This window comes from Erwinia sp. JUb26 (assembly GCF_003751505.1).
Lineage (GTDB): Bacteria > Pseudomonadota > Gammaproteobacteria > Enterobacterales > Enterobacteriaceae > Erwinia.
In genome coordinates this window covers 137,836-151,492 of sequence record NZ_RJVB01000003.1, presented here as the reverse complement: position 1 = coordinate 151,492, position 13,657 = coordinate 137,836, and the positions used below count along the sequence as shown (strand labels likewise).

Annotated in this window: 11 protein-coding genes; 4 read left to right on the top strand and 7 right to left on the bottom strand. The window is 59.1% G+C overall.

Going from position 1 to position 13,657, the window contains the following annotated elements; all coding sequences use genetic code 11:
* The first annotated feature begins 54 nt into the window (after window positions 1–54).
* Window positions 55–711: an HAD family phosphatase gene (locus EC836_RS09385; protein ID WP_123332391.1), complete on the top strand. Its 657-nt coding sequence runs from the start codon at window positions 55–57 to the stop codon at window positions 709–711.
* Between the two features lie 12 nt (window positions 712–723).
* On the opposite strand, the gene EC836_RS09380 is transcribed toward EC836_RS09385, so the two are convergent.
* Together EC836_RS09380 and EC836_RS09375 are read right to left on the bottom strand one after the other, a co-directional pair.
* Window positions 724–1,836 (bottom strand): PQQ-dependent sugar dehydrogenase, encoded by a 1,113-nt coding sequence (locus EC836_RS09380; protein WP_123332389.1) that lies wholly within the window; start codon window positions 1,834–1,836, stop codon window positions 724–726.
* 1,453 nt (window positions 1,837–3,289) lie between these two features.
* A complete protein-coding gene (locus EC836_RS09375) occupies window positions 3,290–3,958 on the bottom strand; it encodes a DUF3313 domain-containing protein (protein ID WP_233599222.1) in 669 nt (222 codons plus the stop codon).
* A 205-nt stretch (window positions 3,959–4,163) separates the two neighbouring features.
* Between EC836_RS09375 and EC836_RS09370 the strand changes: the two genes are divergently transcribed.
* Window positions 4,164–5,030, top strand: a complete 867-nt coding sequence (locus EC836_RS09370; protein WP_123332387.1) for a permease — start codon at window positions 4,164–4,166, stop codon at window positions 5,028–5,030.
* 89 nt (window positions 5,031–5,119) lie between these two features.
* On the opposite strand, the gene gsiD is transcribed toward EC836_RS09370, so the two are convergent.
* From gsiD to EC836_RS09345, 5 genes are read right to left on the bottom strand one after another with little or no spacing between them, the layout of a single operon-like run.
* On the bottom strand, window positions 5,120–6,025 hold the full coding sequence (gene gsiD, locus EC836_RS09365; RefSeq protein WP_123332385.1) for a glutathione ABC transporter permease GsiD: 906 nt from the start codon (window positions 6,023–6,025) through the stop codon (window positions 5,120–5,122).
* Window positions 6,026–6,034: 9 nt separating this feature from the next.
* Entirely contained in the window at window positions 6,035–6,955 is a 921-nt protein-coding gene (gene gsiC, locus EC836_RS09360) for a glutathione ABC transporter permease GsiC (protein WP_105593496.1), read from the bottom strand.
* 48 nt (window positions 6,956–7,003) lie between these two features.
* Window positions 7,004–8,542, bottom strand: a complete 1,539-nt coding sequence (gene gsiB, locus EC836_RS09355) for a glutathione ABC transporter substrate-binding protein GsiB (RefSeq protein WP_123332383.1) — start codon at window positions 8,540–8,542, stop codon at window positions 7,004–7,006.
* A 33-nt stretch (window positions 8,543–8,575) separates the two neighbouring features.
* Window positions 8,576–10,426 carry a glutathione ABC transporter ATP-binding protein GsiA gene (gene gsiA, locus EC836_RS09350; protein ID WP_123332381.1) on the bottom strand — a complete coding sequence of 617 codons (1,851 nt, stop codon included), beginning with the start codon at window positions 10,424–10,426 and terminating at the stop codon, window positions 8,576–8,578.
* Window positions 10,426–11,382: an isoaspartyl peptidase/L-asparaginase gene (locus tag EC836_RS09345; RefSeq protein ID WP_123332379.1), complete on the bottom strand. Its 957-nt coding sequence runs from the start codon at window positions 11,380–11,382 to the stop codon at window positions 10,426–10,428. The genes gsiA and EC836_RS09345 overlap by 1 nt, the downstream gene beginning before the upstream one ends.
* Window positions 11,383–11,648: 266 nt before the next feature.
* Here EC836_RS09345 and moeA point away from each other — a divergent pair, with 266 nt between their 5' ends.
* A complete protein-coding gene (gene moeA / locus EC836_RS09340; protein ID WP_123332377.1) occupies window positions 11,649–12,884 on the top strand; it encodes a molybdopterin molybdotransferase MoeA in 1,236 nt (411 codons plus the stop codon).
* A 1-nt stretch (window position 12,885) separates the two neighbouring features.
* The gene (moeB, locus tag EC836_RS09335; protein WP_123332375.1) at window positions 12,886–13,650 is read left to right on the top strand and encodes a molybdopterin-synthase adenylyltransferase MoeB; all 765 of its coding nucleotides are present in this window, start codon (window positions 12,886–12,888) and stop codon (window positions 13,648–13,650) included.
* Window positions 13,651–13,657: the final 7 nt, after the last annotated feature.

Below are 13,657 nucleotides of genomic sequence, written 5' to 3'. Positions count from 1 at the left end.
AGCCTGTCACAAAAATTCGCTACTCTGGCAGCAGTCTGCTGAGGAGTGATAACCATGGATTTAGCGCTGTTCGACCTTGATGAAACGATAATTTCCGAAGACAGTACCGGCTTATGGCTTCACTGGCTGGTTTCTCAGGGCTTTGCACCTGCGGAGATACTGCAGCAGGAACAGGCGCTGATGGATCAGTACTATCAGGGCAACCTTTCCATGGAAGAGTATATGGACACCACGCTGGCACCGCTGGCGGGGCTGGCGACCTCAACGGTCAGCGGCTGGATCCGGCGCTTTATCCAACGCGATATCGTGCCACGCGTCTATCCGGCGGCGCGCGAGCGTATGCGCTGGCATCAGCAGCGCGGCGATACGGTGATGGTAATTTCTGCCAGCGGCGAGCATCTGGTCGCACCGATTGCGCAACGCCTCGGTGCGGATTGCGCGCTGGCCATTGGCGTTGAGGTGGTCGACAGCCGCTACAGCGGCAAGATCTTCGGCCCACTCACCTATAAAGAAGGAAAAGTGGAGTGCGTTAATCGCTGGCTGTCGCAGAGCAGCGCCCGACAGTTCGAAAAAATGTGGGCGTACAGCGACTCAATGAACGATCTGCCGATGCTGGAAAACGCCGATCGCCCGCACGTGGTTAACCCGGCCGATGCCCTGCTCACGCTGGCGCAGGACCGCGGCTGGGAAGTGTGTCACTGGGTGCGTTAATCGATTTTCATATCAGGGTGCCAACCCCACCCGCAGCAGCTTGCCGTCGGACTCATCGGTGAGCAGATACAGCCAGCCGTCCGGCCCCATGCGCACGTCCCGGATGCGCTCATTGCGATCCTCAAGCAGGCGCTGCTGATCGACCACCCGCTCGCCGTTCAGGCTGAGCCGGATCAGATTCTTTTCCTTCAGCGCGCCGATAAACAGTGAGTTTTTCCACTGTGGGAAGCGGGCACTGTTATAAAACGCCATGCCGCTGATGGCGGGGGAAACCTTCCAGTACCAGATCGGCTGCAGCGTTCCCGCAACCTCGCCGCCTTTGGAGCCCGGAACCTTTGCACCGCTGTAATCGATGCCCCACGTTGCCAGCGGCCAGCCGTAGTTCGCCCCTTTCGTTAAGATATTCACTTCATCACCGCCGCGCGGGCCGTGCTCGCTCTCCCACATCTGGTGGGTCCAGGGGTTGAGCGCCAGCCCCTGCGGATTACGCATTCCCCACGTCCAGATTTCCGGGCGCGCTCCCGCTTTACCCACCAGCGGGTTATCCGACGGCACCGAACCATCCGCTTTCAGCCGCACGATTTTTCCCTGTAGCGCATTCAGATCCTGCGCTTTTTCCGCCTGGAAGTTATCCCCAAAGGCGATAAACAGATCGCCATTGCGATCGAACGCCATTCGGGTACCCAGATTAGCCCCGCCGGACAGGCCCGGCTGCTGGCGGATCACTTCGCGGAAGTCAGTTAGCATCTGATAATCTTCGCTCAGCCGCCCGTAGCCCACCGCAGCACCGCCGCGACCATCCGCTTCTCCCCGCGTATAGCTCAGCCAGACGCGGCGGCTTTCGGCAAAGTCAGGGGCCAGCACCACGTCAAGCAGCCCACCCTGGCTACGTGTCCAGACCTCCGGCACGCCTTTAAGCGGTTCGGACAGCCCTTTCCCCGCCTGCCAGCGCCGGAGTTCGCCGGATCGCTCCGTGATTAGCATCCCCTGACTATCAGGCAGAAACGCCAGTGCCCAGGGATGGTTAAGGCCATCCTGCAGCTCTTCGACCGTGACTTTTTCCGCCAGCGCCGCCGGGCTGAACAGCAGTGCAAGCAGGCTAACTGCGGCCAGGGGTTTAAACATAGTTTTCTCTCCGTAACGGGATGTATCAGATAACCGTAGCGAAACGGGAGTAAAGCGGCGGGCTTTTTACAAAACCTTAATGAGGGTAAAGACGGCGCTGGGGAATGGGTGCCCGGGCTTCAGCCTCTGCTGCTGCTCCGGGCGGACAATCCGCAGCGCTGAGCGGAATCCATCACTATTGCTTCGTGTATGGTGTGAGTTCATGCAAATGCCGCTGAGGAATAAGTGCCTGGGGTTCAGCCTCTGCTGCTGCTCCGGGCGGTCCTCACGCCGTGCGTGGCACGGTACCCTCGGTTACACCATTGCGCCTACAGGTCGACCAGGATTGAACGTCCCTGTTCAAACCCGGCCTGACGCCAACATCCATGTTGTCGTCTCCTGGCTCAACGGCTCCACCTCAGCGCTGCGAATGCCCTTACGCAGCAGCAGAGGCTGACCCTTTTAATTATTTCATCGCTGCATGAACGTCGTTTTAGCATCGGATGTAAGCATCAGCCTACAACGTCATTTAAATATCAGGCAAAGCAAAAGTCAGCACGCAGGCTGGCAATCGGCAGCGCTGAGCGGAATCCATCACTATTGCTTCGTGTATGGTATGAGTTCATGCAAATTCCGCTGAGGAATGGGTGCCAGTGGTTCAGCCTCTGCTGCTGCTCCGGGCGGTCCTCGCGCCGTGCGTGGCACGGTGCCTTCGGTTACGCCATTGCGCCTACAGGTCGGCCAGGATTGAACGTCCCTGTTCAAACCCGGCCTGACGCCAGCATCCCTGCTGTCGTCTCCTGGCTCAACGGCTTCACCTCAGCGCTGCGGATGCCCTTACGCAGCAGCAGAGGCTGTCCCCATTAGAAATTCATCGCTTTTTGATTTCGACAAAAGCAAGGTCTCCTAACAAAGTGTGATTCCGTATGCAGTCAGTTCAAAGAGCAAACACTCAAATCTCGTGCGCTGCAAAGCGGAAGTCATCTCGCTGCATGAATGGCAATAGCTTCAAACCATTTATTTTCAGACGACACGATATTTTGATAGCAGGCTGGCAGTGCCCCCGGGCGGGCAATCCGCAGCGCTGAACAGAGAGAGAAAGCCAGGATTTGCCAGCAGGGAAGCTGGCAAAAGTCACAGCCGGGCAGGACGCCCGTCTGTGGCGGTCCGACCGGCTGACGAACGAAGTGAGGGAACCGCAACGCGGCGCGAGGACCGCCCGAACGGGGGCACTGCCAGCCAGCGCCAACTTCCGAATCTACAAACAACACTGCAGCACGTCAGCCCATCCGTGGCGGTCCGCACGGCTGACGAACGAAGTGAAGGAACCGCAACGCGGCGCGAGGACCGCCCGAACGGGGGCACTGCCAGCCAGCGCCAACTTCCGAATCTGCAAGCAACTTAGTGGCAGGACGCCAGCCAGAGGCACTGCCCGCCAGCGCCAGTATTGTTTCCTCAGACATCACCCGCCCCGCTATTGCAGCGACGGGAACGCCGCCGCATCCTGCACCATCTCATCAATACCGCTGCGCAGCTCCTCAAAGGTAATCGGCGCGCTGTTATTGGCAACGGATTTACCGTAGGCCTTACGCACCACCTTCACCACCGGATCCCCGGTACGGGCATCCAGTAATTCCAGCTCAAGGAACAGCACGCTGTTCTGCGTGCGGTGGCCGGAAGCCGCCATCGTGCTGGCTACCACCGCCGCGACCGGAACCACTTCATAGAACTTCATATCCTGATTTTCCGCACTCACCGAGGTAATGGCGGTTTTCAAAATCAGCGTACCTGGCTCCGGCTTGCTGACCAGAGGCTTATGGCGCGCAGCCGCCTGCTGCAGCTGGGTATCGACGTAACCACGCACCTGGTCAAGCGTCTGCTGGCTGATTCGGGCCGTAGGCCTGGCGGCAGGATAGTAAACTACCGGCGTATAATAAATGCCTTTGTAATCCTCATTCTTAAAGGTTGGCGAAATCCAGCGCAGGGTCTGATGACCGCTCGGGGAGCTGGTGGGTTTTAGCTGCGAGTAGTCGGATAAAAATCCTGAGAATTGCGTTGATTCAGCCACTTTAGAAGAACAGCCCGCCAGTACTAAACTCAGCACAACCAGCGCAGCAGACCCTTTCCAGTGCATCGTTAACATGGTGATGTTCCTTGTTGAGGAAAACGGCGTAAATTGATGTCTTTTTCATCATATGCAGGGATGTCGAATTCCTCTACGGTGGCTGGAAAATTCTTTTATGACGGTGAGATATCGCGCAGGTTTATCCTGCCTGTGAATTAGCCGATGACAATTCATTAACAAAAATGCTATATCATTCAGCCGGAAAGAACGCAGAGGATCGTCGATGACCATTTTTTTACCGCTGATTTACCTTCTGGCGGGCTACGCGATGGGCCATACCCGTTGGGATATCAAAGCACTGGCTTCCCTGCTGTTAACACGGCTTATCATTCCACTGGTCATTATCTATAACGTTTCCAGCTACTTTCATGCTATGAGCGGCATCATTGTCGTTACCGCACTGCTGATGCTGATTTTACTGAGCATCGGTCGCCGCCTTAGCCGCGATCCGGTGCAGCATCTTTGCTTCTTCTATCTGAATATCGGCTGGCTGGGCCTGCCCATCGTCAGCGCCCTGTTCTCCGCACAGGCGGTGGTGATCGTGATCGCCGCGTACGTCGGCAGCTCGATTTTTGGCAACTCAATTGGCGCGGGCATGCTCTCCGGCGCAGGCCTGGATCTGAAAGGCCTACTAAAAACGCCGCCGGTGCTGGCGCTGGGTGCCGGGATCGCGCTGATCCCGTTCGGTGAGCAGATTGCGTATTTTGGGGAAGGACTTTACGACATCGCAAAATCCCTGATGAGCGTCCTCGGGATGGCAATTCTGGGGATCTGGCTGGGGAAAGTCCGGGTGACGGCAGCGGATTTCCGCAACGAGCTGCGCCCTTTTTTACTGCGCGGCGGGGTCATTTTCCTGCTTGTCAGCGCCTTGTTGCTATGCGGACATCTTTTTGGCGTTCAGATTCTGACCGATAACGCGGCCACGCTGTATCTATTCTGCCTGCTGCCCCCTGCCGCCAATATTATCGTGCTGGAAACACACTACCTCGGCACCGGCCGCTCGGCGAAGGCGATTTCCTGCGGAACCTGCATCAGCATTGTTGCCATCGCGATTTACGCTGCCGCGATCGTACTCAGCCGCATGATGTAAGTTGGATAATGTGAACCGCACGGTGTGCATTGGGTAATGTCAATCGGATGGTTTAAGCGCGCAGCAGACGCTGCACGCTTAAAGTACTATTAGTGCTTCAGTTTAGGGTCCAGCGCATCGCGCAGGCCATCGCCCAGCAGATTGAAGGCCAGCACCGTCAGGAAAATCGCCAGACTCGGAAAAATCGCCACGTGCGGGGCCATCACCATATCCGCCTGCGCGGCATTCAACATTGCGCCCCACTCCGGCGTTGGCGGCTGGGCACCCAGCCCCAGAAACGACAGGCTGGCGGCCGAGATAATTGAGGTGCCGATACGCATGGTGAAATACACCACGATGGAAGAGAGCGTCCCCGGCAGGATATGACGCAGGATAATTACCCAGTCCGGCGCACCGATGCTGCGTGCGGACTCAATATAGGTCAGGTGCTTCAGCACCAGCGTATTGCCGCGTACCAGTCGTGCAAAGGCGGGAATGCTGAAAATCGCCACCGCGAGGATCACATTGGACATGCCGTTGCCGAGTACCGCCACCACCGCAATCGCCAGCAGAATACCGGGAAAGGCGAACAGCACATCGCAGATGCGCATGATAATGCGGTCCCACCAGCCTTCGTAATAACCGGCGAGTAACCCCAGCAGCGTTCCGATTGCGGCACCCACCGCCACCGAAAAGACCCCGGCGACCAGCGACAGCCGTGCGCCCAGCAGTACGCGGCTGAAAATATCGCGGCCCAGCGCATCCACGCCAAACCAGTGCAGCATCGATGGGCCCTCGTTGAGCCTGTCGTAGTCAAAATAGTTTTCCGCATCGAACGGTGCCAGTAAGGGGGAAAACGCGGCCACCACTACCAGCAGCACAATAAATATCGCCGCCGCCATCGCCAGATGCTGCCGACGAAAACGTCGCCAGAATTCGCGCCACGGCGTGCGCACGCGGTCGGGGCTGATTGTCGGCAGCGCGGATAGCGCAGCTTTGCGTCGCCAGTTAAGCATCAACCATCCTTATTTGTAGCGAATTGCGGGATTGATCGCTGCGTAGAGCATATCGACCATCAAATTAATCAAAATAAACTCCAGTGAGAACAGCAGCACCTCGGCCTGAATCACCGGATAATCACGCATCTCAACGGAATCAACGAGCAACCGCCCCAGTCCGGGCCAGTTAAACACCACCTCCACGACGATCGAGCCGCCGAGCAGGAAGCCAAACTGCAGCCCCATCATGGTCACCACCGGAATCATCGCATTGCGCAGGCCGTGCTTCACGACCACCAGCGATTCCCGCACGCCTTTGGCCCGCGCGGTGCGCATATAATCTTCCTGCATCACTTCCACAAACGACGCTCGGGTAAAGCGGGCCATCACCGCCGCCACGGCAGCGCCAAGTGTAATCGAGGGTAAAATATAGTGCTGCCAGCTGTCGGCTCCGACGGTCGGTAACCAGCCCAGCTCAACGGAAAATACCTGCATCAGCAGGATCCCCAGCGCAAATGCCGGAAAGGAAATACCGGACACCGCCAGCGTCATCCCCAGACGGTCGGGCCAGCGGTTACGCCACACGGCGGAAACAATCCCAATCGCCATGCCGAAAACAACCGACCACGCCATGCTGCTCAGCGTTAGCCAGAAGGTAGGCATAAAGCGCAGCGCAATCTCTTCGGAAACCGGGCGTTTCGACACCATCGACAGGCCAAAATCCCCCTGCAGCGCATTGGTGATATAGCGCCAGAACTGCTGCGGCAGCGGCAAATCCAGGCCCAGCTGTTCGCGAACCATCGCCACCACTTCGGCATCCGCTTCGCGTCCGGCAATCAATCGTGCCGGGTCGCCCGGTAGAAGATGGACAAACAGAAACACCAGCACCGCCACAATCAGCAGCGTCGGGATCAGGCCCAGCAGGCGTTTAATAAAATAGTTAAGCATCAATGTTCCTACGCCCCCTTCACAGGGGGCGTTTTCTGGTCTCGGGCGTTACTTCAGGTCAGCATCGTCGAAGCTGAACGAGGTATCCGGCATCACGTAGAACCCGGTCAGGTTTTTGGTGTTCGCGGAAACCAGTTTCTCAACCACCAGCGGCACCCACGGCTGATCTTTCCAGATACGATCCTGGGCATCTTTATACAGCGCGGATTTCTTCTCGCCGTCGGTGGTGTTCAGTGCATCGGTCAGATCTTTATCCACCTGCGGGTTGCTGTAGAACGCGGTGTTAAAGATGGTTGGCGGCCAGGACTGGGTGGCAAACAGCGGCGTCAGCGCCCAGTTGGCTTCACCGGTCGATGCCGACCAGCCGGTGTAGAACATGCGCACGCCGCTCTCTTTCTGCCCTTTATCTTCAACCTGTGCCGCACGCTGGCCGGCATCCATCGCCGTCAGCTGCACCTTGATGCCCACCTGCGCCAGTTGCTGCTGGGTGAACTGCAGCACCTTCTGCGCGGTACTGTGGTTATGGGAAGACCACAGCGCGGTGGTGAAGCCGTCAGGATAGCCCGCCTCTTTCAGCAGCTCGCGCGCCTTCGCCGGGTTGTACTCCGGTGCCGGATAGCTCTGCGCATACTGAATGGACGGCGGAACGATACCGGTAGCCGGGGTGGCGTAACCGGCGAAGGCCACTTTCGCCAGCGCGTCGCGGTTTATCGCGTAGTTAATCGCCTCGCGCACTTTCGGATTATCAAACGGCTTCTGGGTGACGTTCAGGCTGATGTAGCGCTGCATGATCGATGGCGAGGTGACCAGATCGAGCTTGCTGTTTTTCTCCAGCAGTTTGGCCTGCTCGAAGGGGATCGGGAAGGCAAAGTTCGCCTCGCCGGTTTGCAGCATCGCCGCGCGGGTGTTGTTGTCCACGACCGGACGCCAGGTAATCGAATCCAGCTTCGGATAGCCAGGCTTCCAGTAGCCGTCAAACTTCTTCACCTTCACGAAATCGGTCTGATTCCAGGTCACAAACTCATACGGGCCGGTTCCCACCGGGTGGAAACCGATATCCTTGCCGTATTTCTTCAGCGCCTCCGGGGAGATCATCGCCGCCACCGGGCTGGCCAGGGTATTGATAAAGGCGGAGAACGGCTGAGAGAGCGTTATCTTCACCGTGGTTGGATCGATAACTTCCGTTGCCGAGACCACTTTAAACAGGTTGAAGCGCTTGAGGTGATTGTCAGGATTGCTGGCACGATCGAGGTTGGCCTTCACCGCCGCCGCGTTGAATTCCGTGCCGTCCTGGAACTTCACGCCGCTGCGCAGCTTAATGGTGTAGTTCAGACCGTCGGAACTGACCTGATAGCTCTCGGCCAGCACGTTTTGCAGCTTCATATCCTTATCAAAACCAAACAGGCCCTGATAGAAGGATTTTGCCACCGCCTGCGACAGCGTATCGTTTGCATCATACGGGTCGAGGGTGGTGAAGTTAGAAGCTACGGCGATCGTCACATCTTTCGCCGCCCAGGCTGGCAGGGCCGCGAAGCTTCCCAACAGGCCAGCGGTCAACAACAAATTACGCTTTTTCAGAACCATCATCTCAATCTCCTGTCTCTTATTTTCATTATCAAATCAGGCGCGGTTGATCGCATGGCGGGCCACATAGTGCCCGGCACTGACCTCAACCAACGGGGCCACCAGCGGTTCATCGCCGAGGGCACGGATCGGGCTGGGAATTTCATCGACCAGCAGCGCACGCTCGCGGCGGCGCTGGCCCGGCTGAGCGACCGGTACGGCCGCCATCAGCTTGCGGGTATACGGATGCTGTGGATGTTCAAAGACGGCCTGGCGCGGGCCGATTTCTACAATCTGCCCCAGATACATCACCGCCACCCGGTGGCTGATGCGTTCAACCACCGCCATATCATGGGAAATAAACAGAAACGCGATGCCGTACTCGCGCTGGAGGTCAAGCATCAGGTTGATAATCTGTGCCTGAATCGACACGTCCAGCGCGGAAACCGATTCGTCGGCAATCACCACCTTCGGATTCAGCGCCAGCGCCCGGGCAATGCAGATACGCTGCCGCTGACCGCCGGAAAACTCGTGCGGATAGCGCTGGGCATGTTCCGGCAGCAGCCCGACCCGTTCCAGCAGGCTGGCCACCCGCCGCTCGGCTTCCTGGCCGCGAGCAATGCCGTGGACCAGCAGCGGCTCCATAATCGAGAACCCTACAGTGAGGCGCGGATCGAGAGAGGCGTAAGGATCCTGAAAAATGAACTGAATATCGCGGCGAAGATGCGACAGCGCGCTGCCTTTGAGCAGATCGATGCGCCTGCCGTCAAAGGTGATCGAACCGCCCTGACTCTCAACCAGCCGCAGCAGCGATCGCCCGGTGGTGGATTTACCGCAGCCGGATTCGCCGACCAGCGCCAGCGTTTCTCCGTGATGAAGATCGAAGCTGACTTTTTCCACCGCGTGCACCCGCCGGGTGACGCGGTTAAAGATGCCGCTGCGAATGTCGAAGCGGGTCACCAGATCGCGAACCTGCAGCAGCGGCGGGCCGTCCTCGCGCACGGTATCCTGCGGCTGCCCGGCCACTGCAGCCTCGTCACCCAGCAGAGGAAACTTCTGCGGAAACGGTCGGCCGGTCATCGCACCCAGCTTAGGCACCGCCGCCAGCAGCGCACGGGTATAGGGTTCTTTTGGTGCGGAGAACAGCATTGCCACCTCGCCGGTTTCCACCACGTTACCGCGATACATGACCTGCACCCGGTCGGCCATTTCCGCCACCACGCCCATATCGTGCGTGATAAAAATCACCCCCATCCGCATCTCTTTTTGCAGCACGCGGATCAGCTGCAGGATCTGCGCCTGAATGGTGACGTCCAGCGCGGTGGTCGGCTCGTCCGCAATCAGCAGGGCCGGGCGGCAGGAGAGCGCCATGGCGATCATCACCCGCTGGCGCATGCCGCCGGAAAGCTGGTGCGGATAGCGGGACAGGATATTTTTGGCTTCGGGAATGCGCACCAGATCCAGCATGCGCTTCGCTTCTGCCAGCGCCTGCTGATGATCTTTGCCCTGATGCAGGCGAATAGACTCCGCGATTTGCTCGCCGACCGGAAACACCGGGTTAAGCGAGGTCATCGGCTCCTGAAAAATCATCGCGATATCCGCTCCGCGGATTTCCCGCAGCTTACGGGGGGACAGCGTCGCCAGATCGACCTGCTGCTGGTTACGGCGACGCAGCAGAATGCTGCCGCTGTCAATGCTGCCACCGCCCTGCTCCACCAGCCGCATCAGCGCCAGTGAAGTGACGGATTTACCGGAGCCGGACTCGCCGACGATCGCCAGCGTTTCGCCTTCGTTCACCGTCAGCGAGAGATTATTTACCGCCTGAATGCGCCGGTCTTCCTGCTGAAAACTGACGCTGAGATCGCTGACCGTCAGTACCCGTTCGTCAGGCTGGTGAAGGACGCTCATCAAGACTCCTCGCGAAAAATGGCCGCCACCGGCGCTTCGCCGACTACGCCGAACCCGCGATACATCCCTTCACTGTTAAACGGCAGCACCACGTTTCCCTGGCGATCGATGGCAATCAGCCCGCCGCTGCCGCCAAGCTGGGGAATTTTCTGCATCACGATCTGTTCGGTGGCCTGCTGTAGCGACAGGCCGCCGTAGTTCATCTGTGCGGCAACATCATAGGCCGCCAGCGTGCGGATAAAGACTTCACCGGTACCGGTGCAGGAAACGGCCACCGTATCGCTGGCATAGCAGCCCGCGCCCGGCAGTGGGGAATCGCCCACCCGGCCCACCTGCTTATTGGTCATTCCGCCAGTCGAAGTAGCGGCGGCAAGATTGCCCGCTGAATCCAGCGCGACGGCACCCACGGTGCCCATCTTACGGTCGGGATCGAGCGGTTCGCCCGAACGGGCCTCATCGTGATCCAGCACCACCTTCTGCTGGTTCAGCGCGCGCTCCAGCTGCTTGCGGCGGCCGGGTGTAGAGAAAAAATCGGCGGCAACCATTTCCAGCCCCTGGGCGGCCGCAAACGATTCCGCGCCCGCGCCGGTAAACAGTACGTGGGGGCTGTGCTCCAGCACCGCGCGCGCCGCCAGCACCGGGTTACGAATATGGGAAACGCCCGCCACGGCACCGGCCTCAAGGGTACGGCCGTCCATCACGCAGGCGTCAAGCTCATGGGTCGCCTGATGGGTAAAGACCGATCCGACTCCGGCGTTAAACATCGGGCACTCTTCCAGCAGACGAACCGCCTCGGTCACCACGTCCAGCGCGGTCGCACCGCTGGCCAGCATCGCCTGGGCGCTGGCCACAATCTGCGTCAGCGCCTGACGATAGCGTTGCTCAGCCTTTGCATCCATACTGGTACGGGTTATCGTACCGGCACCACCGTGGATGGCTATCGTCGCTCTGACCATGATTATTTATCCTGTCTGTTAAATCAGCATGAAAAACACCGGGTTAGCGGGCATTTTTTGAAAAAATACCGTTTTGACTATAGGTAGCATACCTGAGGTTGTAAAGCGGAAAGTTCGCACCCTGATAATAACCAATGGTTCTAACTTAGCTGCATTTCTTACTTTTATACCTCTCTTTTCAGCATGCGTGACCCTGTTGCCGAATCGCGCCATAATACTGCCAAAAGCATTTCGCCCGCCCCGGCGGCGCGAACCGAGGATATGATATGGAAGCGTTTACATCGGGATTGATCTCCCTCGACGATGCCCTGAGCACTATGCTGAGCCGCATTACCCCCATGAATGAAAGCGACGTTTTACCGCTGCCGCAGGCTGCCGGTCGCATCAGCGCCTCTCCGGTGATTTCACCGATGGCCGTTCCCCCTTTTGATAATTCCGCCATGGATGGTTATGCCGTCCGCATGGTCGATGTCCAATCCGGCACGCCGCTTCCCGTCGCCGGGAAAGCCTTTGCCGGGTCGCCTTTCTGCGGCGAATGGCCGACCGGCAGCTGCATCCGCATTATGACCGGCGCACCGATCCCAACGGGATGCGAAGCGGTGGTGATGCAGGAGCAGACCGAATTGCAGGGTGACGAGGTGGTGATTACCGCGGGAGTCAACGCAGGGCAGAACATCCGCCGCGCCGGAGAGGATATCCACCAGGGAAGCGAAGTGCTGAGCGCAGGCGTCAGGCTCGGAGCCGCCGAGCTGCCGCTGCTGGCCTCGCTGGGCATTGCCAGCGTGCAGGTGCTGCGCCCGCTGCGCGTGGCGATTTTCTCCACCGGTGATGAACTCCAGTCGCCCGGTCAGCCGCTGGCCGCGGGGCAGATTTACGACACCAACCGCTTTGCCGTGCATCTGATGCTCAATAAGCTGGGCTGCGAGGTGATCGATCTCGGCATTATTCGTGACGACCGCGATGCGCTGCGCGCCGCCTTTAACGAGGCCGATGCCCGCGCCGACGTGGTGATCAGCAGCGGTGGCGTCTCCGTTGGCGAGGCCGATTACACTAAACAGATGCTGGAGGAGCTCGGCGAAGTGAGTTTCTGGAAGCTGGCGATTAAGCCGGGTAAACCCTTCGCCTTTGGCCGTCTGAAAAACAGCTGGTTCTGCGGCCTGCCGGGCAATCCGGTCTCGGCGATGCTGACCTTCTATCAGCTGGTGCAGCCGCTGCTGGCGAAGCTGAACGGGCAAAGCGGCCCCGCCCTGCCGCCACGCCAGCGGGTGCGCTGCGCCGACGTGTTGAAAAAATCCCCGGGCCGCCTCGACTTCCAGCGCGGCGTTCTGCTGCGTAACCCCCAGGGAGAGCTGGAGGTGAAATCCACCGGCCATCAGGGTTCCCACGTCTTCAGCTCATGGCACCAGGCAAACTGCTTTATCGTACTCGAACGCGAACGCGGCAGCGTGCAGCCTGGCGAGTGGGTTGAGATCGAACCGTTTAACGCGCTGCTGGAAGGCTGATATGCACCCCGAACTCAGCGACGAAGAGATGCTGCGCTACAACCGCCAGATCGTGCTGCGCGGCTTTGACTTCGACGGTCAGGAGCGGTTAAAGGCGGCAAAGGTGCTGGTGGTCGGGCTGGGCGGGCTGGGCTGTGCCGCCGGTCAGTATCTTGCCGCCGCGGGCGTCGGTCATCTGACCCTGCTGGACTTTGACCACGTTTCCCTGTCGAACCTGCAGCGGCAGGTGCTGCACGGCGAGGCGCAGCTGGGTATGGCGAAAGTCGAGTCCGCGCGCATTCGGCTGGAGGCTATTAACTCGCAGGTTCGCTACAGCACGATTAATGCGCAGCTTGACGATAGCGAACTGGCACCGCTGCTAAGCGAACAGCATCTGGTGGTTGACTGCTGCGATAACGTGGCGACGCGTGAACAGCTCAACCGCCTGTGCTTTCTCAGCAAAATACCGCTGGTCTCAGGCGCGGCGATCCGCATGGAGGGGCAAATCAGCGTGTTTCGCTGGGGTGATAACGAGCCGTGCTATCGCTGCATCAGCAGGCTGTTTGGTGACGGCACGTTGAGCTGCGTGGAAGCGGGCGTGATGGCCCCGCTGGTTGGGGTCATCGGTTCCCTGCAGGCCATGGAGGCGATTCGCACACTCACCGATTACGGCAGCCCGGTTGCCGGTCAGCTGCTGCTGTATGATGCCATGACCCTGCAGTTCCGCACGATGAAAGTGGCCCGCGATCCTCACTGTGAAGTTTGCTCGGATCGCCCACCAGAATAGACGCTTT